This window comes from Kitasatospora sp. NPDC058243 (genome assembly GCF_042882025.1).
Lineage (GTDB): Bacteria > Actinomycetota > Actinomycetes > Streptomycetales > Streptomycetaceae > Kitasatospora.
On sequence record NZ_JBHVWW010000050.1, the window covers coordinates 20,042 to 45,319 of the forward strand.

The window sequence follows — 25,278 nt, forward strand, 5'->3', positions numbered from 1 at the left end:
ATCGCGATGGCGCCGCTACCAGGACGCATTCACCTTCACCGGCCAACCCGAACAGCCGTGCGCCCCCGCGCAGCCCTGGCGTATGGAACACCTCCCTGCCGTTTCCTGACAGTTCAACAGATCACCGCAGTTCGCTATCCGGCAGCGTGAGCCCTGATCAAGAAACGGCAAAGGCATCACTGCTCCGCGCAGGCCAGAAAGAAGCCCCTCCCCCGCCAGCACGGGGGTCAGTCACAGGCCGGGGTGGTGGGGCCGACGCGTGCCGTGGGGGCGTCCTCTGCGGTCTCCCCGTCCCGGTACGGGGTCAGGAACGCGGTCAGCGCGGCCAGCATCGCCTGCGGGGCCTCCTCGGCCGGGTAGTGGCCGCAGTCGGGGAGGACGGGGCCCTGCACGTCGTCGGCGGCGGCCAGTGCCTCGACCGCTACGCGTCGATCTACGGCACGCAGTACGAGCAGGCGCTTGCGGCACACCCCGGTGATCCGGTGCGCGCGGTCGAGGCGTTCTTCGGCGTCGTCCTGGGCCGCATCGCCAACCCGTCGGTCCCCGCAGGGTGCCTCATCACCCAGTCCGCCGCGCAGTCGCCGACGCTGAAGGAGGAGAACAGCGCGCAGGTGCGCCGTCTGCTCGACGTGCAGCGCCAACGGGTGCGCACAGCACTGGCGGACTCCTCGGCCGACCCCCGGACGCTCGACGAACTCGCCGCATTCGTCGTCGCCGTCAACCAGTCGCTGGCCGTACTGAGCCGGGCAGACTCCCCCGACGCCGAGTTGCGCTCCGTGGCCTGGCTCGCCTGCACGACGGTAGCCGACACCCTCGCCCGGTCGGTGCCCGAGGACGTCGCCCACGGCTGATTCGACACCACGGCCGACGCCGTCACGGGCGAGGTCGACCTCGTCTCCTGGCGCAGCCCTACCGGTGCTGTGACGGCATAGGTTGGCCGGGTTCGCTACTTGGCTGCCGAGGGCGGATCAGTGATCCGTATCGAGGAGTGGGCCGACCCTGGTGATGACTCCGATCCACCAGTCCGGTCGATCGGTGGGCTGCCACGAGACTTCAAGATCCCGATGGGTGATCTCTTCGGTCCTGAGGCGCAGAGCGAACTGGGCCAACTCGGCCTCGCAGGAGGGTGCGGGACGATCGAGGAAACCGTCGGCGACCCCTCCCGGCGCTTCGAAGTACACGGCGAACCGCCACCGGTCGGGCGTGCGGTACAGGGCGAGCGTCTTCGGAGTTCCGAGCGTGCGCCAGAATGGCTTCCTGTTGCTTCCCATGGAAGAAGTATCCGGAACAGCTGATCAGGCGAAGGCAGCCGAGGCCCGCCCGCTCTCCCCAACGGACGCCCTTCTCGCTGCGAATCCGGGCGCCTCCTCGGCGGTGGGCAGCCAGGGCAATACGACGTCGAACTGATCGAGCTCTACCGGGCATTGGAGAAGCACCATGCACCCCTGCGCAGCGCCTGAGGCCCAGCCGAGGCGGGCGGCGTGGGCAGCCCCGGTGCTGGCCAACGTCGCGCTGGGGTTCGCCGCCATGGTCCCGCTGATGTTCACGCTGGTGTTCTTCCTCAACTACCCGCTGGTCTGGCTCGGGCTCGGGCAGCGCGAACCCACCGAGAACGACGGCCCGATGGTGTGGATAGTGGCCGGCGTCGTCGTCTGGACGGTCTTCGGCCTGCTGTGGTGGCTGGTCAACCTCGGGCTCCGCAGCCTGACCGGCCTACGGGGCCGGCGTTACTGGTGGGTGAGTGCCGGACTGCTCCTGGTACCCACGATCGTCTTCTCCCCGTTGCCCGCCGGCCCCTGGACCGTGCTGCGCTGGCTGGCCTGACCGGCCCGTCCCCGGCCCCTCCCCCAACCGCGCCGGCACCTGTGCCCGTGCTGCAGCCGACAGCCTTGCAGGACTTCCTCAACCGGCAGGGCGTCCAACGGCCATGGTCCTGGCGCGCCGCCACCCACCCCGGGGGCTGACTTGATCGTTCTCGAAGCCACCGGGGTGACCCCGGCCGAGGGAAACCCAGCGACGCGGCGGAGGACGCCGAACGGCTCGGCGCGTTCTTCCGGCGGGGCCCTGTCCTGTGGGCCCGCCGGACAACCTGTTGGTGAGGAAGGGGTCAGAGGACGCCGACCGACTTCCAGGCGTTGTTGACGGCGTCCAGTTCGGTCCCGCTGCCGTAGAGGTCCTCGGCGACGGTCGCGGTCAACTTGGCGAAGTCGGCGAACGTGGCATCGGCGGCGAGCTTGCCGCCGGTCGCGGCGTCGTACCAGATCCGGCCGGCCTTCTCCCAGGCGTTGCCGCCGATGGCGGTGGCGGCGAGGTGGAAAGCGCGGTTGGGGATACCCGAGTTGAGGTGCACCCCGCCGTTGTCCTGCTGGGTCTCGATGTAGCCGCCCATGTGGGCCTGCTGGGGGTCCTTGCCCAGCCGGGGATCGTCGTAGGCGGTGCCGGGTGCGGCCAGCGAGCGCAGCGCCTTGGCCTTGAGACCAGGGGAGAGCATTCCGGCGCCGAGGAGCCAGTCGGCCCGGTCGGCGCTCTGGCCGAGCGAGTACTGCTTGACGAGGGAGGCGAAGACGTCGCTGATGGACTCGGAGAGCGCCCCCGACTGACCGAGGTACATGAGCTGCGGGTTCAGGATCTGCCCGCTCACGCTGGCCGCGACGACGTCGAGGAGGTCGCGTGGACGCAGCTGGATGAACTCGCCGTCGCCGTCGCCGAGAACCAGCCGCCCGCCCTTCCAGAACACGTTGGCGAACTTGTCACCGCAGTGGACGGTCGCCCGAAGTGGGCCGCCCTCGCCGTCGAGGGAGTTCCTGCCGTACGCGGTGAGGAAGAAGTCGAAGGTGGTGCCGAGCGTGTCGTAGACGCTGTTGACCAGTTCGTCCTTGCTCGCAGCCTCGCCCTCGGAGCGCACCAGGGCGCCCGGGAGGCTCTCTTTGTTCCTGGCGTCGTAGATCTCACGGCGGGGCACGGGCGTGTCTTATGCATCCATGCAATCCAGTACGATCACCGGCCATCCCGGCTGCGGCGCTTTCAGCAGTTCCGAGCCGTTTCCTGAGTATTCGTGACAGGTGCTGGGGCTAACTGCCCCTGAGCGACAGGCTCGGCGATCCCACCCGGAGGTCCCGCCGGACGGACAGATCCCGCGCTGGGGGGAGACGCTCTGTCATCAGGCCGATCGGATCATGCCCCGACACTTGATTTCCGAGATCTCCGACAGCGTCAGGCACCAACGCCCGGACGTCACCGCCGATGCCAGCAGCACGATCTGGACCAGGCCGTTGCCCGGCACCCACCCCCGCCCCGCCGTCGGCGCCGGCCGGATCGAGAGCGGCCGAGTCCAGGTCGCGCGGCGCTTCCACTGTGAGATCGCCGAACTGCGCGCGCCGACGGGGTGGTCGGCTGGCGACCGCCGAAGCGGGCCACGCGGTGGCGGCATCACCCCTCTGGGGAATCGCTCCTCCGAAGATCTGAAAACTTTATTGCGCAATTTTCCCTTCAGACCTACGGTCGGGACATGCAACCCGAGCGCGAGCCCGACCAGATCACCGACCTGTCCCGCTTGAAGGCGTTCACGAACCCGCTACGGATGCAGCTCTACCGGCTGCTGTACGCCGCAGGCACCGCGACCGCCTCCCAGCTCGCCGAACAGGTCGACGCGGCCCCGTCGCTGGTCAGCTACCACCTGCGCAAGCTGGCCGAACACGGTTTCGTGACCGCGGCGAGCGGCCGCAGTGCGGACGGCCGCGAACGGTGGTGGCAGGTGGCTTCCGAGGAGGGCTGGGGTTTTCAGGACTCGAACTTCGCGGGCACGCCCGAGGGAGCCGCCGCAGTCGGCGCGGTCACCCGCGGCATCGTCGAGACCCGGGCCTCCCAGTACCGCGCCTACCTGGACCAGGGCGCCGCCTGGGGCAAGGTGTGGACGGACTCTGCGTTCAGCTCCGAGTGGATGCTCGACCTGACGCCGGCCGAACTCGCCGAGCTTAACGGCGAACTCGTGGCGCTGGGGCGACGCTGGCGGGAGCGCGGCAAGGCCGCCAAGGCAGCCGGTGACACCGAGGACCGCGAGCACGTGTCCGTGCACCTCTACGGCTTCCCCTTCCGCCCCTGACGCCTCCTCCTCTGTGCCCCTTCCGCCTCTTCCCGTCCCGCACCTGACACGGATGTGTCCCGACCTGCTGGAGCCCATCATGGCCACCGCGGAGACGGCCCCGCCCGAAACGGCCCCGCCCGAACGCGTCGGCATCCCGGCCTTCCGTGACGGCAACGTGCTGCGCTGGCTCGCCGCGTACACCGCCTCGCTCGTCGGCGACAGCGTGTACTTCGTCGCCCTCGGCTGGTCCGCCCAGAAGGCAGGCGGCCCGACCGAGGTGGGCCTCGTCATGGCCGCCGGGGCGCTCCCGCGGGCGCTGCTCATGCTCGGCGGGGGCGTGCTGGCCGACCGGACCGACCCCCGTCGGGTGATCCTCGGCAGCGACGCCCTGCGCTGCCTGCTCATCCTCGCGGTGGCCGCCGGCATCGCGCTGACCGCGCCGGTCCTGTGGGTCCTGGTCGCGGTGGCGCTCGTCTTCGGCGCCGTGGACGCGCTGTTCATCCCCGCCGTCGGGGCCCTCCCGCCGCGGATCACCGGCCCCGACCAGCTGGCCCGCGTCACCGGTCTGCGGTCCCTGTCGATGCGCCTCGGCCAGATCGCGGGCCCGCCGATCGGCGGCCTCGCCATGGGCCTCGGCGGTGCGGCCGCGGCCTTCGCCACCGCCGGCCTGCTCTTCGCCCTCTCCCTGCCGCTTCTGCTGACGGTACGAATACGTCCCCTCGGAGCACGCGGCGAGGACGCTCCGCAACCCGGCAGCGCGCGCACCGATCTCCTCGACGGGCTGCGCTACATCCGCCGCCACCGCCTCATCGGCCCGCTCGTCGCCGCCGGAGCCGTCTGCGAACTCGGCCTCACCGGCACCCTCAACGTCGGCATGGTGCTGCTCAACGCCGAACGCGGCTGGGGGCCTTCCGGCTACGGGTGGATCGTCGGTTCCTTCGGCGCCGGAGCGGCGGTCAGCGCCGCGCTGCTCGCCGTCGTCGGGTGGCTGCCGCGCGCGGGCCTCGTGTTGGCCGCGACACTGCTCGTGGGCGGCACGGGAGCGGCCGCCATGGCACTGGTCCCGACCTTGTGGACCGCCGCGGTGCTGGCCGCAGTTGTCGGCTTGAGCCTGGGCGTCTCCGGCGCCCTGGACAACGCCCTCATCCAGGCCGCCGCGGACCCCGCCTATCTCGGCCGGGTCACCTCCGTCGTCATGCTCACCATGGTCGGTCTCGCGCCCCTGTGTTACCCGCTGGTCGGCGCCGCCATCGGCACCTGGGGCGCCGCACCGGTGTTCCTCGGCTGTGGCGCCGTCGCCGGCCTGGGCGCGGCCCTCGCCCTGGCCTCCGCCCCGGTCAGGCACGCCGAACTGCCCCGACGGCACCAAGTGTGACCGGCCGGGCAGCGACCCACTCACGTCACCTGCGGCGCCACTGACGGCACTGCCCTCCGGGCACCGTGGACGGCTTCGCGAAGGCCTCCGCTATCGGGAGCCATTCGTAGGCGACTTCCAGCCGACAGGCTCCGAACTTCTCGTGTAGGCAGCGGAGTTCGGCCGGTGTCCGGCACCGCACTCGCCACGGTCGTGTCGCGTCCGATGACCAGACACCTGCAACTGGCTTTCACGGCGGGCCTCGTGCGGGATGTGATGACACACCGCATCGCGGGCTCTTCAACCAGGTAGTGGGCAACACCGAAGACCAGTCCGCCCAGTTCAGGTGTTGCGTTCCCAACGCCTGAGCAGGACTCCCACAAAGGGCTTGCAGTTCAACCGAGTTCCGCCCGGTCGGTGAGATCTATAGATCAACTACCTTGATATGAAAGTGAATTGGTGACCTGAATGGCTCGACGTGATCGCGGTCGTCGTGATGCAGCATCGTCCGGGCGACGGCGTGGAGCCAAGTAGCGAAGCTCGGCCAGCCGGCGAGGTAGGCCGAGTCGTAGGCAGCCCTCCGAGGTGGTTGTGCCACAGGTCGGGCTCGCCGCCGTCGCGGCTGGCAAACGAGGCCCACCGCGCTCCCCACCACGGGTCGTCCTGCTGGTCCGGATCGTCGGCGTCCCAGATCCCCTCCGTGGAGTACAGGGGCCGCACGGAAGGACAGCGATCTAGGCGTCGTCTCCGTCGTGGCACAGCAGCGACTCGCACAGATCGGCGGGGATCTCGAACCCGCGCCGCTCCTCGGTGCGCCCGACGGCTTCGGGCGATGCGGGCGGGCGAAGCTCGGCCAGGCTGGCCGGTGCATTCTTCGCCAGCCAGGCGTCAATGAGCTTCCAGGACTCGGTCACCGACTCACAGAGTCCCGTGGCACCTCGACAGCGGGAGTCATCCCCGCGCACCGGGCTCCCGTCCGCGCGAGGCGCCCGGCTCTGGTGGACGACGCTCCGCCACTCCCCCAGGCCGCATCCTGCCCTCTCCCCCACATCCGGACTCGTCGGGTCGATCACCCGACACGTCGCGAAGTCTCGACCGTCGACCTGGCTCACCTCGGCCACCGCATCCGCACCGCGCATCCGGACCGCCCTCTTTCTTGTGCATACGAACTAAATGCCGAAGGGCCCGACCACCATCGGAAGGCTACGGGTCGACATGCCCAGCACCACGTCGTCCGAAAACGGCGCCGTATCGAGATTTGTTTATTAGTGGTCTTCTGACGTCTTTTGTGTTCAGGCCCTTGAACGTGAAGTGGCCTGCGGCATGCAAATCGCCTCTGACCGCTGAGGAGTCGGCTCCCGAGGCCTCGAAGAAGCCACTCGCGCTCACACCCACGCCGGGCAGGTGCCGAACATCGCGCCCGCTTCTCCTTCCGCCGGAAACCCGTCCCCAGCTCCGCCACCTCCTGGCCAGCCAGCTCGACCTCAGGCGTACCGCAGCCCGCTGCGGCAGCGCGGCAAGTTGGACCTTCACCCGCTCCCCTTCCCCTCCGGGCCTCCGGGCCTCCGGGCCTCCGGGCCTCCGGGCCTCCGCCTCACGGTAGACCCGGGTTCCTGGCAGCACCGAGGTACCGGCCGTCAGCGCCATCTACTTCGTCACTTCGCCGGGGAGCTGGCCTTCGCCGACGCGGATGCGATCCTCGCCATGCTGCGGGAGCTGTGCCCGCAGCTAGCTGACGGGGCTACCTGCCGGTCCAGATGCGGAGTCTGGCGTACCGGCTCGTGCTTCTGCCACGGCCGGGCGAGCCGGCACTGATGCGGAAGGCGGCACAGAGTCTGTGGTTACACGGCCCGGATTGGGACGGCATCGCGACGGGCCTGAAAAACCGACCCACGGCCTGAGCCACAGCCGGATCGAGGAAACCGTGGCGGCGCCGGTGAAAACGTAGGCACGCTTGTCGTAGCGCGTCGCCACAGCCCCGGGGCCCGGGAATGCTTGAGCCGATTTGACCGTGCGCTCGACCTCGTTCCGGCGCTTGTACATCTCCTTGTCGAAGCCCGGCCAATCTCTTCAGCTGCGTCGTCGCCGACGGTTGGCCCGCTGATCCTGCTTCTCCGGAATGGTGTGCTTGAAACTGGCGCCTTCGCAGGTAGCGACAGTTGCGGCGGCAGTCGGGGGTGTGCGCGAATGACCACGCCGGGGCCCTTGAGTCCAATGCGTTCGACGACCGGCATCAGCTGTGGCCCGCTGCCCCACTGGCCGGGTTCTCTCCGAGGTATGAGCCGTACGGTCGAGATCGGGGGGTGGCGGCCCTGTCCCGGTGAGCACTTCCGGGGCCATCGGTCCGGTCGGATACGAGCTGCTGGTTCGATCGTGAAGGCAGAGGCGCCGTAGAGCAGGTCAACCGGCGGACGTAGAGATGGCGAACTCGGCGCCGCCGTGGATGTCCAGAGCATCGCTTTGGCCGATGGCGCATCGGCTTTTCTGCGGAAAATTCAGAGTCCCTCGACGAAGGCCCATGGATCGGCCGCCCCCGCATCGTCCATTGCTGGCATCGTCCGTTGCCGTTGCCCGTAGGCACGATGGATGTCCGTCGAGAACTCTGGCCGGCCTTCGAGGAGAAGCTCGGAAGAGCCAGCCCGGACGGCATGGATCGGCGGCACGGAAGCCCCTTGATGAGCCGGAACCCGAACCCGAACCCGGGTCCGAGTCGTGGCTGTGCAGCACGTGAGCGTGCGCTTGCCAGTCGGCTGGTCCGGATGCTGATGCTGCTCCCCCATCGAAGCCCTCGAATTTTCTGCGGAAAATCCGTCGGCTGACTGCTAGACAGATCGGGCTCCGATCGGCGCGAGCGCTGTGTGCCGGTTCCCAGCAAGCGGCCCCCCGCCCTCGCGACACAGGAATTGCCGACGGCTTCGACTCCCCTGCGGCCTCCTACGGGGGAGCGCCTATCACGGCAAGTCGGGGTGGTCCTCTCCCCCGCTGAGGCACGCTGAAAGTGATCAAGCCGATCGCCTGATACTCACAACCCCTGGATGGCTTCGCCCAAGTCGGGACCGTAGGCGACCCAGCAGATGACTGAGCCGTCGGAGTCGAGCTCGCCCATGTACCAGTCGTCGTCCGCTCGCACGAGGCATAGGCCGTGGAGGGACAGGATGACGTCGGGTCGGAGTGAGACATAGTCCGCGCGGCCGTGCTCCTCGACCACGACCAGTCGTTCGAGGGTGAGCAAGGCGGCTTCAGGATCCTCTGATGCGGAGCGCACTCGCTCGATCGTCCAGCCGTCGGGCAGTCCATCGTTCACCGCCACATGATCGCAGCGGGGGGCGTTTCGCAGCTACTCGGATATGGCAGCGATCAACGCGGTTGCCTCGTAGCGGACAGCCAACTCGTCGTACCCCGTCGCCGCCGCCGAGCTTCTTTCGGCTACGGATCTGGTAGGTCTTCTCCAGGATGGTGCGACGGATGCCGCGCCTGCACAGGTAGGCCGGTTCGCCGGAGTCGTAGAGCCTGTCGACACGGGCCGTGGCAGGACGCGTACCCAGTCATCCGCTACCGAGGCGAAGACCAACAGCGGCTCTGCCCCTGCCCGACCGCCGACGAATTTTCTGCGGAAAATCGCCGAGCCGCGACCCCCTGGCCCAGGACACAGTCGTGCTATCCGGAGCTTGCTGCACGACGACTACCCAGCTGCCCACGCCGGGCGCAGGAGCACCCACCGCACTGGTCCTGGTAGGCGACGCCGATGGACACTGCCACGGTGACGAACATTCATCGTGGGCCACACCCATCCAGTCCGAGGTAGACGCTCCGTTCCTCCATGCTGAATCAGTCACCTCAACAGCTCCCCCACACACGACTGAGCTTCCGTCACAACCGCAGCCAATGATGCGGCTCCGCTGGCCCGCCCCACACGGTCCGGCCGAGCAAGCCCGCAGGGTCGTTCGCCAGCCGGCCGGGTGCCAGTCCCTTCGGACTGCGGTGGACCGCGCTGCGAAATTTTCCGCAGAAAATTCGGCGGACCTCAGGTAGGGCGCTGGGGTGGCCCGGGGAATTGCTGGGTTCTCCCTGATGACGCGACGCGCCCTCCGAGGCTCGCTGCGCGACGATTGCCTGCCTGCGCCAAGCGAAGAAGCGCCATCTGGTAGACGGCGCCGACGGGCGCTGCAGAATGACGACCGTCCATCCCGAGCCAAACCCGTCCAGGTCGAGACAGACGCGCCATCTACTTCAGGCTGGATCAGTCGCCTCAACGACTTCCCCACACGTGGCTGAGTGCCCATCACGACCGCGGGCCGATGGTACGGCTCCACCAGAAAGAACCGACAGGTCTGCCCGGGATCGCCCGCAAGGTCGTTCGCCAGCCGGCCGAGTGCCGCTCTCTTCGGATCGCGGTGGACCAGGAAGCCGGATTACAGAACCGCGTCCCGAAATTTTCCGCAGAAAATTCGGGACCTCAGAAAGGACACTGGGACGGCCTGGGAGATTGATCGACTCCCCGTGATGACGTCAAACCCCGTCCGGACCCCACTCCAACGGCGCGTGTCCGCCATGCTGTGCCAACGGCAGAAAACGTGCGAATCCATGAGACCGATGGCCGCCAGGACGCACAGCTGCTCTGCCCATCATCCGCCGGCGGGACAAGGAGCGGCAGAAGCTTCTGCCCCACGACTGTCCTGAGCGTGGAGAATTTTCTGCGGAAAATCGCCTGCTCCGAGCTCACTGCATGGCGATTGCCCGCAGGCCCGCGCCGAGGGCAGGAGCGCCCACCACACTGGTTCTGGTAGGCGACGACGGCGGGCGTTGCCGGGATGACGACCATCCGTCCTGAACCGCGCCGTCCAGGTCGAGACAGACCTCCCGTTTCTTCCTCCGCCAAACCGGCCGCTTCGACAGCCCGGACTGCTGAACCGCATCTCGGAATTTTCCGCAGAAAATTCGGAGCCTCAGAGAGGACACCGGGACGGCCCGGGGGATTGATCGGCTTCCCGTGACTCACTCCGGACGGCCCGCCGGATGCTCATCACCACGAGCCCCCGCCTCGCCCGCGCCGTCAAGAACGACTGCCCCAGGCCGTGTCAGTCGACCTGATCCACTGCGGCCGAAGCACGATCGAAGGTCCGCTAGCGGGCCTCCGATTCCGCAGCGCCCAGTCCGAAGGCGCAGAATTTTCCGCAGAAAATTCAGCGGTGGAGAGCTGAGCCAGCGGGGGAGCGGCAGCCCGATCCAGATGACACGTCGGCCCCACTCGCTCACTGCCTCCTGAATTTTCCGCGGAAAATTCAGGAGGCAGCAATGGTCGATCAAAGTCGGCAGCTGCGGTTCGGTGGGCCGTCAGGTTCAGCGAACCCGTCGACGCGGTGCCGTACTCGCTGCCACGATGTCCCGATGTCCTCCTCTCTTCTCGCGGAACCGTGGCTGCGAGGCGTCGCGGCCAACCGGGCTGCGCCGCCCGAGGTTCTGCTGCGTTTGCTGGCCTCGCAGGGGCGCGTTGCCTGGACGGCCCTCTGCCAGGAACGTGCCCTTCCCCCAGAGGTCGTCGAGGCGGTGCTCGCACACCCCGAGCAGACGGTCCGCCGCGCCTTCGCCCGCAACCGGCACGCCGCTCCCGAACAGCGCGGCCGGCTGGTCGACGACCCCAATGCCCTCGTCCGCGCGAGCCTTGCCGCAGGTCCGCGCCCGCGCCTGAGCAGGGCCGAGCCGTTGCCCGACGACGTCCTGGAAATCCTGCTGACCACCCGCGACGAACACCACCGGGACCAGATGCTCAGCGCAGACGAGATCCGGCAGGAGCTGGCGTTCTCCGGGCAGATCCGTGCATCGTTCCACCGCAGGATGCTCGACCACCCGAACCCCGTACTTCGGGCCCAGGCCGCCGGCCTGTGGCTATGGCTGACTCCTGGCCAACGCGACGCGCTCCTGGCCGACCCGGATCCCACCGTCGCAGAGGCCGCCCGTGACCGCCGCCGGATCCTGGACCCGGCGGCGATGGAAGCGGAGCTGCCGGAACGCGACTGCCACGCCCGGAATCTTCTGCTCATCAGCTACGCCGTCTCCCCCGCCGTGGCCGAGCAGTGCCTCGCTGAACGGCGCGACTTGTGGTCGCTTGCCCGCAACCCCCACACGCCCGGCGACATCGTCGCCCGCCTCGCCCACGACCCCGATCCGGACGTGCGCAAGCAGGTGGCCGCCAGAGCCGACCTGGACCCGCCACTCCTGGCGGAACTGGCCCAGGACCCGGACAGCGCCGTGCGGGCCCGGGCCCAGCTGCACCCGCTGCCGCGGACCTGGCCGCAGCGCGCCGCCATCGACCGGGTCTTCGGCCACGCCGTCGAGAACGTCGGTGCTATCGGCGAGATGTTCGTCGAGCCGGGGACGAGCTGGTACGAGGCGTGCGCCGCGTCCGCGGATCCTCAGCTGCGCCGAGTTGCCGCGACCTGCCCCTTGCTGTCGGCGGAGCTGGTGCACCGTCTGGCCGAGGACGCGGACGTGGACGTGCGCCATCTGTTGGCCTTCAACCACCCGCTGGCACCGCCCGCACTCGTTCTCGACGCCTTCATCGCCGCACCGCGCCAGCGGCCCTACCTGCTCACGCTGCCCCGCCTACCCCGCACCGGCCTTGACCACCTGCTCGACCACGACGACCCGGACGTCCGCGCTCTGGCCGCCTCCGACGCCGGCCTGGCCCAGCCGCCCGTCCACCTGCTCGCCGACCCCGAACCCAGCGTCCGTCAAGCCACGGCAGCCAATCCGCGCCTTCCCCTCGACCTGGTCTCGGCTCTGCTGAACGACCCGGAGCACGCGGAAGGAGCCGCAGCCAACCCGAATCTGGCCGCTGACCGCCTCCACGAGTTGCTCGACCTCTGCGAACTGCCCGGAGCCGCAACCCGGTGAGGCGCCGACGGCCGCGAGGTTTCAGTGGCCGCTCCCGATGCTCATGAGGCGGAGTAACAGCATTGCGGCAGCGTCCGAACTACTTGCCGTCGCCTTTGACGAACGTGTGAGTGGCGAGCGAACTGGCGTGCCCGTGGCCAGGTCCGTAGCCGGGGGCGGCGGCCCGGGGGCGCCCGGCTAGGCTGAAGCGGCACGTCAACGGCCGTGGGAGGCCGGGGACGGTCCTGAACGAGGGGGAGCATGAGCGAGCTCGACGACCTGCGGATGCGCCTGGCGGCACTGGAGACGGAGGTCGACCGGCTTCGGAAGGAGTCCGCCGCGTCGCGCACGGGGGCGGCGATGGCCGGCCGGGGCGGTGCGAAGGCAGCGAGAGCCGCGAAGGCACATACGTCGCCGCGCGACCGCGCCCAGGTGGAGGACGAGACCAGCACGGGGGAGAGGCCGGGGGAGAGGGAGGCCGAGACTGGTCAGGCGATGACCTGTCTCGCCGAGGCGCTCGGTGTCCTGGGTGCCGGGCGGGTCCGCCAGGTCGAGGTCCCGCAGACCCAAGTCCTCCGGGCCCGAGTCCTCCAGAGCGAAACCCTACGGATCCAAACGCCGCAGGCTGAAACGCTGCGAGCCGAAAAGCCGCGGGCCGAAGGCCGGAAGACCGAGGTTCCTCAGGCCCTCACCCCGGCCCTGGAGCCCGAGGACCGCACGCCCCCGCAGCACGGCCGGTTCCTGGACAGCCTCCTGGCGGGGCAGTCGGCCCTCTTCGAGGAGCAGCGCCGCCCGGACGCCGAGCCGTAACCGCCGGAGCCGGACGAGCAACAGCAGCTGCCGTCTGATCAAAACGGCGTGGGTGCGAGTGCACCCACGCCGATACGGTCACGCCTTCGGAAGCGTTATCCCCAGTTCGAGCATCGCCGGCGAGGCCGGGCCGCCCTCGGAGCGCTCGGTCTTGTACCCCTTGACGCCGGGGGCGACGGTGCGCGGGTCGACGGCCTCGGAGGGGGCGCCGGTGGAGTAGAGGCCCTCGGGGTCCTGGTCGCGGTCGTGCGGCAGGAGCCAGAAGACGCGGCGGCGGAAGGTGCCGGAGGCCCGGGAGGATCTGGCGTCGGGGCCGAGGATGGCGTAGCCGACCATGCGGCCGTCGCGGTGGTAGGCGGGGCGGCCGCGGCGGGTGGTGAGGCGGTCCAGGGACTGGCGCACGTAGTCGAGGTCGGTGGTGTCCTCAAGCCAGACGAGATCGGTTTCGTGGGCGAGCTCGGCCGGGTCGATCAGCGCGCTCACGCGTTCTGCTCCTCTGTGTCGTCGGTGATCAGGCCGATGCCCGGGTAGTACTTGCGACTGTTGGACAGGACCATCTCCTTGGGGGAGGTCATACCCAGTGTCTCGCGAACTCGTGCAGCGAACGCACGACCGGATACGGGATTGGCGCCTTCGAATCCGCACCAGCGGGTGTACGCGCCGAAGAGCTGGGACTGTTCGGCGCGCATGCCCTCGCCTGTGATGCAGGCCTCCTTGAGGAAGCGGCCGACGTGGTCCTCGGTCTCGGCGTAGGCGGTGGTGGCGACCTGGACGCGCTGGGGGCCGGCGAGGTCCTTCTCGCCGGCGAAGTAGCGGCGGGCGCCGTCGATGAGCCAGGCGAGGATGCCGGGGCCCTCCTCGGCGACGAGGACGTGGGCCAGGTTGTCGATCTTACGTTCCTCGGGGACGACCCGTTCGAACGGGATCAGACGCATGCGGCGCCAGAAGGCGAAGCCGCCGGTGCCGACCTCGGGGCGGTGGTTGCCGAGCAGCCAGAGCTTGTGGGTCGGTTCGAAGGAGAAGAAGTCCTGGCGCATCCGGCGGGCCTTGATCTTGTCGCCGCCGGTGAGGAGCTTGACCCGGGCCTCGTCGAAGCGGTCGCCGGGCTTGAGCTCGGAGCAGACGATGATGCGCCGGCCATGGAGTTCGGCGAGGTCGGTGGGGTGCCCGTCGAAGGTCTTGGCCATCAGGAAGCCGGGCGGGGCGGCGTCCGCGTAGTCGCCGAGGAGCTGGATCATGACGTCCAGCAGGACGCTCTTGCCGTTCTTGCCCTGGCCGTAGAGGAACGGCATGACCTGGGCGCCGACGTCGCCGCTGATCGAGTAGCCGAGCAGCAGGTGGAGGAAGTCCCGGGTCTGCCGGCCTTCCTTGTCGTCGCCGAAGGTGTCGGTGAGGAAGCGGTCCCAGCGCGGGGTCCGCATCCGGGCGGGGGCCAGGGTGGTGGAGCGGGAGTGGTGGTGGACCTTCGGGTCGGGCGGGACGATGGCGCCGGTGCGCAGGTCGACCACGCCGCCGGGGGTGCACAGGGCGTAGGCGTCGGCGTCCAGCAGGGCGGCGTTGAGGACCATGCCCGGGGCGGACTTGGCCTGGGCGAGCATGGCGTTCATGCCCGAGGTGGAGAGGGCCCGGCGGCGGTGCCGACGCAGATCGGTGTTGGTGTAGACGCCGCGGGGGTCGTGGGTGGCGATGCTCTCGGCCATCTCGCCGGCTGCCCACAGGACGGTGTCGTCCTCGTCGAGCTGCCAGCGGTGCGCCGCCCAGCGGTACCAGCCGAGGCCGGGGACGTGGCGGTAGTCGCCTCCGTAGAGGTGGACGAAGAGCTTGGCGTTGCCTCGGTCGGACAGCGAGTCGGGCAGGAGACCGTGCGCGCTCGCCTCCGGCCCGGCCGGGGCCTGCTTGGTCTCCTGAACAGGCTCGGGGGCCGGCGCGGGTTCGGCGGACGGGGTGTCGAGAAGGCTCTCCTGGACGGGGGTGCCGTGCCAGGGGGGCGGGGAGGCTGGGCCGGGGACCGGCGGGTACTCCAGGATCTGCTGGGCCGTGGCCACGGGATCGAAGACCGTCCTCTTGCGGGTGCTGTCGTTCATCCGCGTGCCTTCCCGACGTGCAGAGGCTGTCGGGCGCCGGCGGCGAGGCCGGAGCGGATGACGGCGGAGCTTTGCCTGTCCTGGCTGGGGCGGGCCGTGCGGGCCGCGTCCAGCAGGAGCCGCTCGGCGGCGGTGTGGGTCAGGTGACCGGCGGAGACCAGGCCTCCCATCGTGTAGGCGGCGCGGTTGAGTTTGCCGGTGAAACCGGCCCCCTCGGGGGTGGTGGCACAGTCGGTGACGTCCTGGAGGACGGTGTCGAGGACTCGCTCGGCCCCGCGCTTGCCGCCGCCTGCCGCGACGACGGCCGCGCGGCCACGGTCGGGGACGGACGGCTGGGCGGGGCGCTGGGTGCTGGGCTGGTCCTTGAGGTGGCCGGTGCGGACGAGTTCGTCGCTGAGCCACTGGGGCAGGGGCGCGGGGGTCCTTGCCCCGGGGAGCGCGGTGTAGGTACCGGCGGTGGTCACGGTGCCGGGGGCGACGATGTAGCCGCCGTGGGCGCGCACGTCGACCTGCCAGGCCAGGGCCCGGCCGTTGGAGGAGCCGGTGGAGCAGGCGAACCGGCGGGGGGCGTCCTCCTGGTACCAGATGTGCAGGCCACCGGAGGGGGTGCGCACGCGCAGGGTTTCCGTGTCGGTCGCCGGGTCAGGAGCCTGGCGCAGGGCCGCGAGCAGAGCAAGGGTGTGGTAGCCGTTCTCAAGGCCGTCGAGGTTGACGTTCTCGTGGATCGGGATTCCGGGCAGGATCCGGTCCCGGGCGGGGACGGTGCTGGGGTGGCTGTCGACGTCGATGACGACGAGACCCGCCGGGCCACAGGCGACCCCGGTACCGAAGTCCGGGTTGACGCGCCACCAGGCGGTGAGGATGTCCTGGTCGAGAGTGGCCGCGTGGAAGCCGTGGCACCAGCGACCGGCCGCAGGGCACGGGCAGTCGGCGGGACTGTGAGCCGGCTCCTGGCAGGGCTGGCAGTTTGCGGGCGGGGTCTTGCGGCCTGGTGCGAGCGGGTGGACGGGCCAACCCTGGACGGCGCACCAGCGCGCGACGGCCAGCGCATCCGGCTGGCGAAACGCTCGGTCGCTCCCCACGGCCTTAGGCGCCGTCACGCTGGTCCCTCTCCCCATGGTTGGTAGCTGCTCGGACTTGAGTCGCTCGTTCAGTCGCTGAGGGCAAATAGCCAGGTCAGGGCACTGGTGGGCGCCGGATCAGCGACTGAAGCGACCGAAGTCCAGAAGATAGCTCACACAGACTATCCGAGCGAGGACGTGGGAACGCGAACTGCCGGAGTCGGCGGCGAAACTCAGCTACCGAAACCCGGACCAGCGACTGACCCCGTTCAGTCGCTGGTTTCGGTCTTCCGGCATTTTCGCAGGTCAAAGCCGGTTTTAACAGCAAACAGCGACTGAAGCGACTGAAGCCCGGGTCTATAACGCGCACACGCACAGGGGAATGTCTTCATATACCTGACCTTGAGTCGCTTCGGTCGCTGACGGGGTGGGTGAACCTGCCCTGACCTGGGGTTTTTCCCAGCGACTGAACCTCAGCGACTGAAAGTGACTGAGTCTCTCGGGCACTGTCCCCCGGCGTGTCGCCGGACCAGGTTCTCGTGCAAGTCCCCGACTTGGGTCGCTTGGGTCGCTTCAGTAGCTCCGCCGCAGGGCCTGGAGAGTCGCTTCGCTGCTGTGACCTGGGACTATGTCCGCAGGAGCGATCAGTGCCTGAACACTTCCAGCACTGAGTCGCTGAGTCGCTTCGGTCGCCGTTGCCCTCCGAGGACAGTGCCGTTGCCCTGCTGTCCCGGTACGTACGGCCTTTTTGTGGCGCCGGATCCGGGTCAGTCGCTGGAAGCCTGAGCCGGCGGAGGGTCCGTAGCGCCAGGACGCGGCTCGGCAGGGCAGCTACTGAAGCGACCCAAGCGACCGAGACTCCGACTTGGTCGAGAAAGCAACGGGCCGAGGCTCCGTTGGCCATCGGCCGGGTTGGTCGCTCAGGACGTGCCGGAGCCCGCCGGGGTGGTCCGTGTTGCCCGACACGCCGTTCTCAAGCTTGTAGCGGGGTGTACCCCGAACTACGATTCGCCGTTATGAAGCAGCTGAACGTGCGACTGGACGACGCCGTGCACGAGGCGCTGGAGCAGCGGGCGGAGGCAGCCGGGCTGAGCCTGACGGACTATGCGCGCAAGGTGTTGGCCGAGGAGGCGGACGAGCGGCGCGAACGGTTCCTGACAGCCGCGGCGCACTTCGCGCCGACGTGGGCGCCGGCCTTCGAGGCCGAGTTCGGGCCCTACCCCCAGAGCACTCGCGGCGCCGCAGCGGATGCCGCGTGATCCTCCGGATAGACCGGGCGTGGCTGCTTGACATCGCCCACCAGTTCCTGCCCGCCGATCCGGACATCACCGACTACGGCACCCTCGCCGCCGCGGTCGCCCGTCACCTCGACGAGGTCATGGACGTGCCGGTGTACGGCGAGGTGCACCAGCGGGCCGCCGCTCTCATGCACCAGCTGATCCGCGTGCCGGCCCTGGAGTTCGCCAACGAGCACTTCGCCGCCGTCGTGGCCGCCTCCTACCTCAGCGCCTCCGGCGTCATCGTCACCGCGGAGCCCAAGCAGGCCGCCGACCTGGCCGCCCGCATCCGCGCCGGGGACGCGGACGTCCGCGAGACGGCGGCCGCCGTCCGCAGCTGGTACCGCTGACCCTGGTCGACGACCGGTCAGCCGGGATCTGGAAGGCGTCGGGCTCCCGGCACGGTCCTGCGGTCCTGCGGTTCCGGAGCACGACGGTCGGGCAGCCGGGGGAGACCCCCGCGGCGCTGTCCGGTGACGATTGGCGGTCACCGAGGGCACAGCCCCAGCAGCTACCGAAGGCACCGGACAGCGACTGTCAGACCGGTATGCCATCGTGTGTGGACGGGTGGCGCTCGCGGAGAGCCGCGCTGACGACGAACGAACGGGGGCCGCGATGACGGGCTGGGACGGTGTGACCTGGAACAGCGGCAACCAGGGCAGCATCGTCCGCGACGGCACCGTCGAAGCCTGGGACCTCCACCCCGGTGGCGCCCCCCTCCCGAACCACACCCCTGACGAGGTCCTGACCGGCTACCTCTACCACCACCACGCCGTCGCCCAGGCCTGCGCCTTCGCGGGCCTGCGCCCCACCGACGCCCGCGCCGTCACGGGCCCCGCCGACAGCTGGATACGGCTGCCCGACGTCGACTACTGGGAGCGGTGAGGGCACTGACCCGTCCGTAGGCCCGGGCTGGGCTGGGCGGGTGGCGTCCGAGGGCTCACCGGTGTGGTGACAAGCCGTGGCGGTAGGCGGTGGCGGGAGGCTGGTGCCCCGTTGGCGGACGAGGAGAGCCTGTGAGTGGGCACAGCCCTGGAGGTGACCGCGGCCCCGTGTCCATGGGCGCGGGCGGGGGACGGACGGCCGGTGATGCCGGTGTGCTGGGGACGGCGCTCGGCGTGGTGCTGGCGTTCTCGCTCGCGCAGGGGTCATGGCAGTGGTTCTCCACCTATCTCGGAGTGACGCTGCTCGCGGTGGTCCTGTCGTTCGGCCGTGCGCCGCTGCCGGCGCCGGGTCGACGGGCGGCCTACGGGCGGAGCCTGGCGGCGTACTCGCTGGTCGTGGGGCTGTGCGTGGCGCTGGCGCTGGCTCCGGCACTTCAGCGCTGGGACTGGCTGTTCCCCATGCCGGGGACGCGCAGCGGGTGCGTCGAGGCCGGCCGCTACGAGGTCCTGCGGACGCAGGCCGCGCTGGGGGACCTGGCCGGGCGTGCCGGTGACGCGTTGGGGTACGTGCAGCGGGAGCAGAGCCGCCAGGCCGTCGACGTCTGCCTGGCGGCGACGACGACGCGTTGGCTGCCGGTGTACGCGCTGGGGGCGGTCCTGCTGGTGGGCGCGGGCTCGTGGGCGTGGCCGCGGTTCCGGGCGCGGAGCACGGCGGCGGGGTCTGGCTGAGCCGGTTCGCGCTCAGGTGCCGGGGGTGAGGAGGGCCAGTAGCTGGTTCGCCACCGTGATCGCGTCCGGCCCGGCCGCGTAGACGTAGTTGTCGGGGCGCACGGCGGCAGCGGTGGCGCCGAGGTCGGACAGCCAGCGACGGTGGGTGCCGTCCGGGTCGGCGACGACGGTTCCGGGGGCAGCGGCTCCGGTGTGAACGGCTCCGGCGGCGGTGCCTGTGGCGGTGGGGCCGAAGCCGACGACCGTGACGCCCAGGTCGCTCAGCGGGGCCCGGTTCAGCAGGGGAAGGGCCTGCTCGGCGACCAGCAGCCGGAAGCCACCTCCGCCGACGATGTCGTCGAGCAGGCCCGTCCGCCGGCCGTCGCTCACCCGGCCCTGGACCGACAGTCGGCCTCCGCCGGAGGCGAACAGGCCGGGACCGAGGTCGGGCAGCCGGATCCGGTCCGGCTCCCGGAGCGCGCGTCGGTGGGCCATCAGCGTGCGGTCGCGTTCGCGGGCGAGCACCGGGTCCCGCAGGGTGTGCTGGCGGCCCAGTTCCATGCTCGTGGCCGTCACACCGCGCACGTGCGGCTCCCGCTCGCTCTGGTAGGTGTCGAGCACCTCGGCGCCCCGGACTCCGCGCAGCACGAGATCCAGCTTGAAGGCGATGTTGAGTGCGTCCCGTATCCCGGAGCAGAGTCCTTGCCCCAGGAAGGGCGGCATCTGGTGTGCGGCGTCGCCCGCGAGCAGGACCCGGCCGTCCCGCCAGCGCCTCGCGACCAGCGACTGGAAGGTGTAGGTGGCGGTACGGGCGATGTCGGCGTCGTCGCGGGACAGGTAGCGGCCCACGCGGGACCACACGCCGTCCGCCGCACGTTCCCGCCCGAGGTCGTCGTCATCGTCGAGCAGGAAGCAGAACCGCTGGCGTTGGGCACCGGTGGTGATGACGGTGGTGGGCCCCTCGGGATCGCCGATCTGCAGCATCGACGGCAGCCCCAGCTCGGCCGCAGGGCGCCGCAGGGTGAAGTCGCAGACCAGCCAGGGTTCGGAGAAGCCGAGGTCGTCCTGCTCGACGCCGAGGGCGTTCCGCACGAAGCTGTTCCCGCCGTCGCAGCCGATCACGTAGCGCGCCGCGAAGGTCGCACCGTCCGACGTGTTCAGGGTGACCTGGTCACGGCCTTGGGACAGGCCGGTGACCGTGGTGCCGAAACGGAGGTCGACGTTCGGCATCGAGGTGCACAACGAGTGCAGCGCCGTCTCCAGGTCGGGCTGGTGGAACTGGTAGAGGTCGGCCCAACCGCTGGCGCCGACGTTGCGGAACACCTGTCGGATGAGGAGGTCACCCGCCCCGTTGCGCCACTCGTACGCGTCCTGTGTCCGCAGGGTGGGCGCCAGTTCGTCGACGAGTCCGAGCCCTTGCAGCGCGCGCATGATCTCACCGTCGAAGCTGGCGGCCCGGGGGAGGCCGTACAGGCCGGGGTAGCGTTCGAGCACCACGACCGAGTGCCCGGCCTTGCCCAGCAGGGCCGCGAGCGTCATGCCGACCGGCCCGCAGCCGACTACGGCGATTTCGGCGGATTCGGTGGCTTCACTAGGGGACGGCGTCCGGTTCTCAGGGTGCCTGGTGTTCGGCATGTCCGCAGCTCCTCGTGGACGGGACGGAGGGTGTGGTGGCCACGACGTCAGTTTCGAACGCCCCTGACACGATGTCTAATGCATGCTTTGCACAGGGAGTTTGCGTCAGACGCAAACGAAGGGGGCGTCCGTGGCCGACCAGTTGGACCTCAACCTCTTACGCGTGTTCGACGCGTTGATGGACACCGGCAGCGTGTCCGCGGCCGCGACGCGCCTTCACCTGTCCATTCCGGCCACCAGCAGGGCCCTGGGCCGGCTGCGACGGGCGATGAACGACCAGATCCTGGTGCGCGCCGGCCGGGGCCTCGTACCCACCCCGTTCGCCCAGCGGTCGGCCGCCAGGGTCAAGGCGCTGCTGGAGGCCGCGGCCGAACTCCGGGTGGATGCTGCGGGAAGCGACCCGCGATCGTGGCGGCGGACCTTCGCCATCCGGGTCAACGACGGACTCAGCCCCGTCCTCGCACCCCGCCTCACGCACCGGATCGCCGCCGAGGCACCCGAGGTCCGCCTGCGGTTCGTCGCCCAGGACTCCAAGGAACCCGACCGGCTACGCGACGGCTCGCTCGACCTCGACATCGGCGTCGCCGACCCGCCCCCTCCGGACGTGCGCGCGCGAACGCTGTTCTCCGACCACTTCGTCGCCGTGGTGGCGGCGAACTCCGCCCTGGGCCAGGCAGCACGGCTGACGGTGGACGACCTGTGCGCCCACCCGCACATCTCCGCCTCCCGCCGAGGCCTCGCGCACGGGCCGCTGGACGAGGCACTTCACCGCCTGGGCCGCTCCCGCCGCGTCGTCGCCGTGGTTCCCTCCTTCGCCGTGGCGGCCCTGATGGCGCTGGAGGGGGACGTCATCTGCCTCGGCCCCCGGGTGGTGGCGGAGCACCTCGTCGAACGACAGGTGCCCCTCCGGTGGTACAAGGTGCCGCTGGAGATGCCTGCGGCCGACATCGAACTGCGCTGGCACCGCCGACTCGACGACGATCCCGCGTCCCGGTGGCTCCGCCGCCACGTGCTGGAAGCCGTCCGACCGCTCGCCGCCACGCTGCACTGAACCGGACGTGAGAACCGCGTCACTGCTCGGAGACCACCACGTCGTCCCGGCCGTCAACGAACGGCTGTGACCAGCTACTGCGGGGCAGCCGGCCGTTGCGCGGGGGAGTCGCAGGAAGACATCGCCGCGCGGTCGGACGCACTGCGGAGAACACAGAATTCATTGCCCTCAGGGTCCGCGAGGACGGCCCAGCCTGCACCATCGGGTTCCCGGCGATCGTCGACGAGAGTGGCCCCGAGGTTCAGCAGCCGCTCGACCTCCTCCTCGCGCGTGGTCTCCGGACGCAGGCACAGGTGGACCCTGTTCTTGATCGTCTTCGGTTCCGGCACCTGGTGGAAGTACAACAGTTGGCCCTCCGGCAGCATCACCGCGGTCTCCGGATCACCCGGGCCGTCCTCCGGGTGCAGCGGATGACCGAGCACCTCACTCCAGAACCGAGCCAGCCCGTAGGCATCCGCACAGTCGATCGCCACGTTCTGCAACACCGAGACCATGCACGCGAGCCTGCCCGAAGCGCCGCTCGGTCCGCTACCGAATTGCGGCCGGACAGTACCGACTGGGCAGCACCGGCGCTTTCGCCACGAGCCCCGGCTCGGCTCACCCGGGACTTCGCCGCGCTACTGCGCGCGGAGAGTTTCGCCGAGACCGTGGAACTGTTCGTACCTCCTCTGCGCGCTGCCGTATCCGCCGAAGCGCTGCGGCTCGCCTGGGCGGCCGAGGCCGCGGGACGGGGAGGGGTCAGGGCGATCGGGGAGCCGGTGAGCGGGCCCGGAGAAGCCGACCCGGTGCGCGTCCGAATCCCGGTGACCTGCGCGGACGGCAGCTTCACCGTGGTCACGTCGGTCGGCGCCGACGGCCTGCTGCACGGTCTGCGGCTCGCCCAGGACGACGGCGCCGAGTGGCAGCCGCCGCCCTACGCGGACCAGGCCCGGTTCACCGAACGGGAAGTCCGGCTCGGCGCCGGTCCGCTCGCCGTACCCGGCACGCTGAGCCTGCCCGCCGGCCCCGGACCGTGGCCCGCCGTCGTACTGCTCAGCGGCGGCGGCGCGTTCGACCGGGACGAGAGCAGCGGCCCCAACAAGCCGCTCAAGGACCTCGCCTGGGGGCTCGCCAGCCGACAGGTGGCCGTGCTGCGCTTCGACAAGGCCACCTTCGCGCACCCGGACCACCTGCCCTCGGACTTCACCATGGCCGACGAGTACCTGCCGCCCGCGCTCGCCGCCGTCCAACTGCTCCGGCGACAGCCCGGGGTGGCCGCGGACCGGATCCACCTGGTCGGCCACAGCATGGGCGGCAAGGTGGCTCCCCGAATCGCCGCCGCCGACCCGTCGATCGCGGGACTGGTGCTGCTCGCCGCGGACGCCCAGCCGATGCACGAGGCGGCCGTCCGGGTGGCCCGCCACCTCGCGGCGCTCGCCCCCGGCCCGGGCATCGACGACGCGGTGGCGGCGCTGGCCCGACAGGCCGCGCTGGTGGCGGGCCCCGAACTCATGCCCGACACGCCGTCGGAGCTGCTGCCGTTCGGACTCTCCGCCGCCTACTGGCTCGACCTGCGCGCGTACGACCCGGTGGCCACGGCGGCCGCACTCGCCCGCCCGATGCTGATCCTCCAGGGCGGCCGGGACTACCAGGTCACCGTCGCCGACGATCTGACGCGCTGGCAGGCCGCCCTGGCGGACCGGCCCGAGGTGGCGATCAGGATCCACCAGGACGCCAACCACCTCTTCCTCCCCGGCAGTGGCCGTGCGACCCCGGCCGAATACGCGCGACCGGGGCACGTGGAGCCGGCGGTGGTGGATGAGATCGCGACCTGGCTGGCGCGGTGTCGGTAGGGGCGGGCCGGCGCGGCCGTGGCCTTCGCATTGACGTTCATCAGGCCACTGGTGGTTGTCGTAGGGTTGCCCGCTGCGGACGGTGCGTCCATGCACCGCGCACTCCAGCACGACGACGGCACTCTCGACCGGGGCGGTCGTCCCATCCGTCGCGTTCCTCCGATCTCGGCGTCGATCTTCACGTAGAGTGCGGTCAAGCGGGTCTCCAAGTCGGGTGTCACAACCGGGTCTTGGGGGCCTTCGTCGCATCCGTGCGCCCGAAGTCCCGGCCCATCGCTCGAAAGAGCTCAGCCCTGCGTTGACCGAACGGAGCTCAAGCGCCATGCCGGATACCACCCCCGCCAGCCCTGGCCCTCGTGAGGTCCTGGCCCGCTACCAGCGGGCGATGCTCGACAAGTCAGCGGACGACCTGGCCGATCTTTACACCGTCGACGCCGTCCACGAGTTCCCGTTCCTCTTCCCCGGCATGCCGGCGCGCTACGAGGGGCGCGAAGGGATCCGCGCGGGCTACCGGGCGGCCTGGGGCGCAAGCCCGGCGCAACCGCAGGAGATCCGCGAAGTCGCCGTGCACGAGAGCACCGACCCCGAGGTGATCACCGTCGAGCAGGTCGTCACCGGGACCGTGACCACAACCGGCCAGACCTTCAGCATTCCCGGCCTCCTGGTGATCCGGGTCCGCAACGGCCGGATCGTGCACGTCCGCGACTACATGGACGGGCTCGGCGTAGCCCACGCCATGGACCGACTGGCCGCCGTGGTCGCCAGCCTCGGCGACCGTCACTGAGAGCCTGACCTCGGACTTGTTCATCCAGGGACGGCTGCCCGGCGGCCCACGCGGGTCGTCGAGGGGGGCCGTCGCGTTCGCAGAAGAGGATGCGCCAATTCCGATCGTGTGCGCGGGTGTTGGGAACTCCGAGGCATCGCCGACTGTTACAAGGCGGTGACGATCTGCTCACAACCGAAGTGTGGAGCGCGGCGTCCCTACAGATGACAGAGCCCGAATCGCGCCGACCGTGCTCTTCGGGCCGAGCAATCACCTCCCCTTGAAAGGGGCACCCGTGATCGTCTCCAAGCGGAACTCCCTGCGCCTGGCCGCCGTGACCACCGTCGCCGTGCTCTCCCTCGGGCTGGCGGGCACCGCCGCCATGGCGGCCGCCCCGGCCGCCTACCCCACCTCCACCACGCAGCAGGCGACGGCGCAGCAGGCCGCCGCGCAGGCCGGCATCACCGCCAAGCCGTCCGTCACGTCCGTCCAGGCCTGGCAGCTGTTCCGGGTCAACGGCACCACCACCGGCCTCAAGGCGGGCACCAAGGTGACCCTGCAGCAGAAGCAGCACGGCAAGTGGGTCACCCTGCCGGCCTCCGTCCCCACCAACCACAACGGTTCCTACTCGCTCGGCGTGAAGCTCGGCATCAAGGGCCTGAACGAGCTGCGCATCGTCAGCGGAGACGTCGCCTCCCCCGTGTTCACCGTGACCGTGCGCTGACCTGCGGCCCTCGGCCCACGACCCCCGCCGGGAGGGGGGGGGGGTGGGGCGGAGGGGCGGGAGGCTGGGGAGGGTGCCTACTACGCGAAGTGCGACGGGGAAACGCAGAAGGAAGTGGGGGAGAGCAGAGTACAGCCA

Annotated in this window: 23 protein-coding genes and 1 pseudogene; 14 read left to right on the forward strand and 10 right to left on the reverse strand. The window is 70.1% G+C overall.

Annotation, left to right across the window (positions count from 1 at the left end; all coding sequences use genetic code 11):
• Positions 1 to 359 precede the first annotated feature (359 nt).
• Positions 360 to 851 (forward strand): TetR/AcrR family transcriptional regulator, encoded by a 492-nt coding sequence (locus tag ACFVX9_RS27460; protein WP_387984033.1) that lies wholly within the window; start codon positions 360 to 362, stop codon positions 849 to 851.
• 117 nt (positions 852 to 968) lie between these two features.
• Here the strand turns inward: ACFVX9_RS27460 and ACFVX9_RS27465 are convergent, their stop codons facing one another.
• Positions 969 to 1,271 carry a hypothetical protein gene (locus tag ACFVX9_RS27465; protein ID WP_380370936.1) on the reverse strand — a complete coding sequence of 101 codons (303 nt, stop codon included), beginning with the start codon at positions 1,269 to 1,271 and terminating at the stop codon, positions 969 to 971.
• A gap of 166 nt (positions 1,272 to 1,437) precedes the next feature.
• Here ACFVX9_RS27465 and ACFVX9_RS27470 point away from each other — a divergent pair, with 166 nt between their 5' ends.
• The gene (locus ACFVX9_RS27470) at positions 1,438 to 1,824 is read left to right on the forward strand and encodes a hypothetical protein (RefSeq protein WP_380370939.1); all 387 of its coding nucleotides are present in this window, start codon (positions 1,438 to 1,440) and stop codon (positions 1,822 to 1,824) included.
• 283 nt (positions 1,825 to 2,107) lie between these two features.
• Here ACFVX9_RS27470 and ACFVX9_RS27475 read toward each other — a convergent pair whose 3' ends face one another.
• Positions 2,108 to 2,962 (reverse strand): M4 family metallopeptidase, encoded by an 855-nt coding sequence (locus ACFVX9_RS27475; RefSeq protein WP_387984036.1) that lies wholly within the window; start codon positions 2,960 to 2,962, stop codon positions 2,108 to 2,110.
• 546 nt (positions 2,963 to 3,508) lie between these two features.
• Between ACFVX9_RS27475 and ACFVX9_RS27480 the strand changes: the two genes are divergently transcribed.
• Both ACFVX9_RS27480 and ACFVX9_RS27485 read left to right on the forward strand, forming a co-directional pair.
• Positions 3,509 to 4,102, forward strand: a complete 594-nt coding sequence (locus tag ACFVX9_RS27480; protein WP_063352539.1) for a transcriptional regulator — start codon at positions 3,509 to 3,511, stop codon at positions 4,100 to 4,102.
• Positions 4,103 to 4,181: 79 nt separating this feature from the next.
• Positions 4,182 to 5,459, forward strand: coding sequence for an MFS transporter (locus tag ACFVX9_RS27485; protein ID WP_387984038.1), 1,278 nt, complete (start codon positions 4,182 to 4,184; stop codon positions 5,457 to 5,459).
• A gap of 713 nt (positions 5,460 to 6,172) precedes the next feature.
• Here the strand turns inward: ACFVX9_RS27485 and ACFVX9_RS27490 are convergent.
• The 3 genes and pseudogenes from ACFVX9_RS27490 to ACFVX9_RS27500 all read right to left on the reverse strand — a co-directional run bounded on the left by ACFVX9_RS27490 (position 6,173) and on the right by ACFVX9_RS27500 (position 8,742).
• A complete protein-coding gene (locus ACFVX9_RS27490) occupies positions 6,173 to 6,352 on the reverse strand; it encodes a hypothetical protein (RefSeq protein WP_380370947.1) in 180 nt (59 codons plus the stop codon).
• A 979-nt stretch (positions 6,353 to 7,331) separates the two neighbouring features.
• A pseudogene (locus ACFVX9_RS27495) lies at positions 7,332 to 7,702 on the reverse strand (IS5/IS1182 family transposase); the annotation flags it as partial.
• 758 nt (positions 7,703 to 8,460) lie between these two features.
• On the reverse strand, positions 8,461 to 8,742 hold the full coding sequence (locus ACFVX9_RS27500) for a hypothetical protein (protein WP_387984041.1): 282 nt from the start codon (positions 8,740 to 8,742) through the stop codon (positions 8,461 to 8,463).
• A 2,084-nt stretch (positions 8,743 to 10,826) separates the two neighbouring features.
• On the opposite strand from ACFVX9_RS27500, the gene ACFVX9_RS27505 reads away from it, so the two are divergent.
• On the forward strand, positions 10,827 to 12,332 hold the full coding sequence (locus ACFVX9_RS27505) for a hypothetical protein (protein ID WP_387984043.1): 1,506 nt from the start codon (positions 10,827 to 10,829) through the stop codon (positions 12,330 to 12,332).
• A gap of 240 nt (positions 12,333 to 12,572) precedes the next feature.
• Complete coding sequence (locus ACFVX9_RS27510) at positions 12,573 to 13,121, forward strand: hypothetical protein (RefSeq protein WP_387984046.1); 549 nt, start codon at positions 12,573 to 12,575, stop codon at positions 13,119 to 13,121.
• A gap of 78 nt (positions 13,122 to 13,199) precedes the next feature.
• Here ACFVX9_RS27510 and ACFVX9_RS27515 read toward each other — a convergent pair whose 3' ends face one another.
• The 3 genes from ACFVX9_RS27515 to ACFVX9_RS27525 are packed head-to-tail and all read right to left on the reverse strand — an operon-like array spanning position 13,200 to position 16,287.
• Positions 13,200 to 13,604: a DUF6009 family protein gene (locus ACFVX9_RS27515; RefSeq protein WP_063352543.1), complete on the reverse strand. Its 405-nt coding sequence runs from the start codon at positions 13,602 to 13,604 to the stop codon at positions 13,200 to 13,202.
• Entirely contained in the window at positions 13,601 to 15,205 is a 1,605-nt protein-coding gene (locus ACFVX9_RS27520) for a phage/plasmid primase, P4 family (RefSeq protein ID WP_363373991.1), read from the reverse strand. The genes ACFVX9_RS27515 and ACFVX9_RS27520 overlap by 4 nt, the downstream gene beginning before the upstream one ends.
• A complete protein-coding gene (locus ACFVX9_RS27525; RefSeq protein ID WP_244293829.1) occupies positions 15,202 to 16,287 on the reverse strand; it encodes a bifunctional DNA primase/polymerase in 1,086 nt (361 codons plus the stop codon). The genes ACFVX9_RS27520 and ACFVX9_RS27525 overlap by 4 nt, the downstream gene beginning before the upstream one ends.
• A 995-nt stretch (positions 16,288 to 17,282) precedes the next feature.
• Here ACFVX9_RS27525 and ACFVX9_RS27530 point away from each other — a divergent pair.
• From ACFVX9_RS27530 to ACFVX9_RS27545, 4 genes are all read left to right on the forward strand, one after another.
• Positions 17,283 to 17,525 (forward strand): plasmid mobilization protein, encoded by a 243-nt coding sequence (locus ACFVX9_RS27530; RefSeq protein ID WP_063352545.1) that lies wholly within the window; start codon positions 17,283 to 17,285, stop codon positions 17,523 to 17,525.
• The gene (locus ACFVX9_RS27535; protein ID WP_063352546.1) at positions 17,522 to 17,893 is read left to right on the forward strand and encodes a hypothetical protein; all 372 of its coding nucleotides are present in this window, start codon (positions 17,522 to 17,524) and stop codon (positions 17,891 to 17,893) included. The genes ACFVX9_RS27530 and ACFVX9_RS27535 overlap by 4 nt, the downstream gene beginning before the upstream one ends.
• A 265-nt stretch (positions 17,894 to 18,158) precedes the next feature.
• Positions 18,159 to 18,428 carry a hypothetical protein gene (locus tag ACFVX9_RS27540; protein WP_380478870.1) on the forward strand — a complete coding sequence of 90 codons (270 nt, stop codon included), beginning with the start codon at positions 18,159 to 18,161 and terminating at the stop codon, positions 18,426 to 18,428.
• 173 nt (positions 18,429 to 18,601) lie between these two features.
• Positions 18,602 to 19,156, forward strand: coding sequence for a hypothetical protein (locus tag ACFVX9_RS27545; protein ID WP_387984089.1), 555 nt, complete (start codon positions 18,602 to 18,604; stop codon positions 19,154 to 19,156).
• 12 nt (positions 19,157 to 19,168) lie between these two features.
• Here the strand turns inward: ACFVX9_RS27545 and ACFVX9_RS27550 are convergent, their stop codons facing one another.
• Positions 19,169 to 20,770 carry a bifunctional 3-(3-hydroxy-phenyl)propionate/3-hydroxycinnamic acid hydroxylase gene (locus tag ACFVX9_RS27550; RefSeq protein ID WP_387984052.1) on the reverse strand — a complete coding sequence of 534 codons (1,602 nt, stop codon included), beginning with the start codon at positions 20,768 to 20,770 and terminating at the stop codon, positions 19,169 to 19,171.
• Positions 20,771 to 20,900: 130 nt separating this feature from the next.
• Here ACFVX9_RS27550 and ACFVX9_RS27555 point away from each other — a divergent pair, with 130 nt between their 5' ends.
• Positions 20,901 to 21,821, forward strand: a complete 921-nt coding sequence (locus ACFVX9_RS27555) for a LysR family transcriptional regulator (RefSeq protein WP_380370966.1) — start codon at positions 20,901 to 20,903, stop codon at positions 21,819 to 21,821.
• 74 nt (positions 21,822 to 21,895) lie between these two features.
• Here the strand turns inward: ACFVX9_RS27555 and ACFVX9_RS27560 are convergent, their stop codons facing one another.
• The gene (locus tag ACFVX9_RS27560) at positions 21,896 to 22,315 is read right to left on the reverse strand and encodes a VOC family protein (RefSeq protein ID WP_380478864.1); all 420 of its coding nucleotides are present in this window, start codon (positions 22,313 to 22,315) and stop codon (positions 21,896 to 21,898) included.
• Positions 22,316 to 22,606: 291 nt separating this feature from the next.
• Here ACFVX9_RS27560 and ACFVX9_RS27565 point away from each other — a divergent pair, with 291 nt between their 5' ends.
• The 3 genes from ACFVX9_RS27565 (at position 22,607) to ACFVX9_RS27575 (ending at position 25,140) form a co-directional block, all read left to right on the forward strand.
• Positions 22,607 to 23,653, forward strand: a complete 1,047-nt coding sequence (locus ACFVX9_RS27565; protein WP_387984057.1) for an alpha/beta hydrolase family protein — start codon at positions 22,607 to 22,609, stop codon at positions 23,651 to 23,653.
• 322 nt (positions 23,654 to 23,975) lie between these two features.
• Positions 23,976 to 24,437: a nuclear transport factor 2 family protein gene (locus ACFVX9_RS27570; RefSeq protein WP_387984060.1), complete on the forward strand. Its 462-nt coding sequence runs from the start codon at positions 23,976 to 23,978 to the stop codon at positions 24,435 to 24,437.
• Positions 24,438 to 24,711: 274 nt separating this feature from the next.
• Positions 24,712 to 25,140, forward strand: a complete 429-nt coding sequence (locus tag ACFVX9_RS27575; RefSeq protein ID WP_387984063.1) for a hypothetical protein — start codon at positions 24,712 to 24,714, stop codon at positions 25,138 to 25,140.
• The last annotated feature ends 138 nt before the right edge of the window (positions 25,141 to 25,278 follow it).

Bases quoted from the DNA above. Each gene is read 5' to 3' on its own strand.
- ACFVX9_RS27520 (WP_363373991.1), bottom strand. From the start codon at position 15,205: ATGAACGACAGCACCCGCAAGAGGACGGTCTTCGATCCCGTGGCCACG.
- ACFVX9_RS27545 (WP_387984089.1), top strand. From the start codon at position 18,602: ATGGGCGCGGGCGGGGGACGGACGGCCGGTGATGCCGGTGTGCTGGGG.
- ACFVX9_RS27540 (WP_380478870.1), top strand. From the start codon at position 18,159: ATGACGGGCTGGGACGGTGTGACCTGGAACAGCGGCAACCAGGGCAGC.
- ACFVX9_RS27550 (WP_387984052.1), bottom strand. From the start codon at position 20,770: ATGCCGAACACCAGGCACCCTGAGAACCGGACGCCGTCCCCTAGTGAA.
- ACFVX9_RS27465 (WP_380370936.1), bottom strand. From the start codon at position 1,271: ATGGGAAGCAACAGGAAGCCATTCTGGCGCACGCTCGGAACTCCGAAG.
- ACFVX9_RS27530 (WP_063352545.1), top strand. From the start codon at position 17,283: ATGAAGCAGCTGAACGTGCGACTGGACGACGCCGTGCACGAGGCGCTG.
- ACFVX9_RS27485 (WP_387984038.1), top strand. From the start codon at position 4,182: ATGGCCACCGCGGAGACGGCCCCGCCCGAAACGGCCCCGCCCGAACGC.
- ACFVX9_RS27570 (WP_387984060.1), top strand. From the start codon at position 23,976: ATGCCGGATACCACCCCCGCCAGCCCTGGCCCTCGTGAGGTCCTGGCC.
- ACFVX9_RS27560 (WP_380478864.1), bottom strand. From the start codon at position 22,315: ATGGTCTCGGTGTTGCAGAACGTGGCGATCGACTGTGCGGATGCCTAC.
- ACFVX9_RS27510 (WP_387984046.1), top strand. From the start codon at position 12,573: ATGAGCGAGCTCGACGACCTGCGGATGCGCCTGGCGGCACTGGAGACG.
- ACFVX9_RS27480 (WP_063352539.1), top strand. From the start codon at position 3,509: ATGCAACCCGAGCGCGAGCCCGACCAGATCACCGACCTGTCCCGCTTG.
- ACFVX9_RS27470 (WP_380370939.1), top strand. From the start codon at position 1,438: ATGCACCCCTGCGCAGCGCCTGAGGCCCAGCCGAGGCGGGCGGCGTGG.
- ACFVX9_RS27505 (WP_387984043.1), top strand. From the start codon at position 10,827: ATGTCCTCCTCTCTTCTCGCGGAACCGTGGCTGCGAGGCGTCGCGGCC.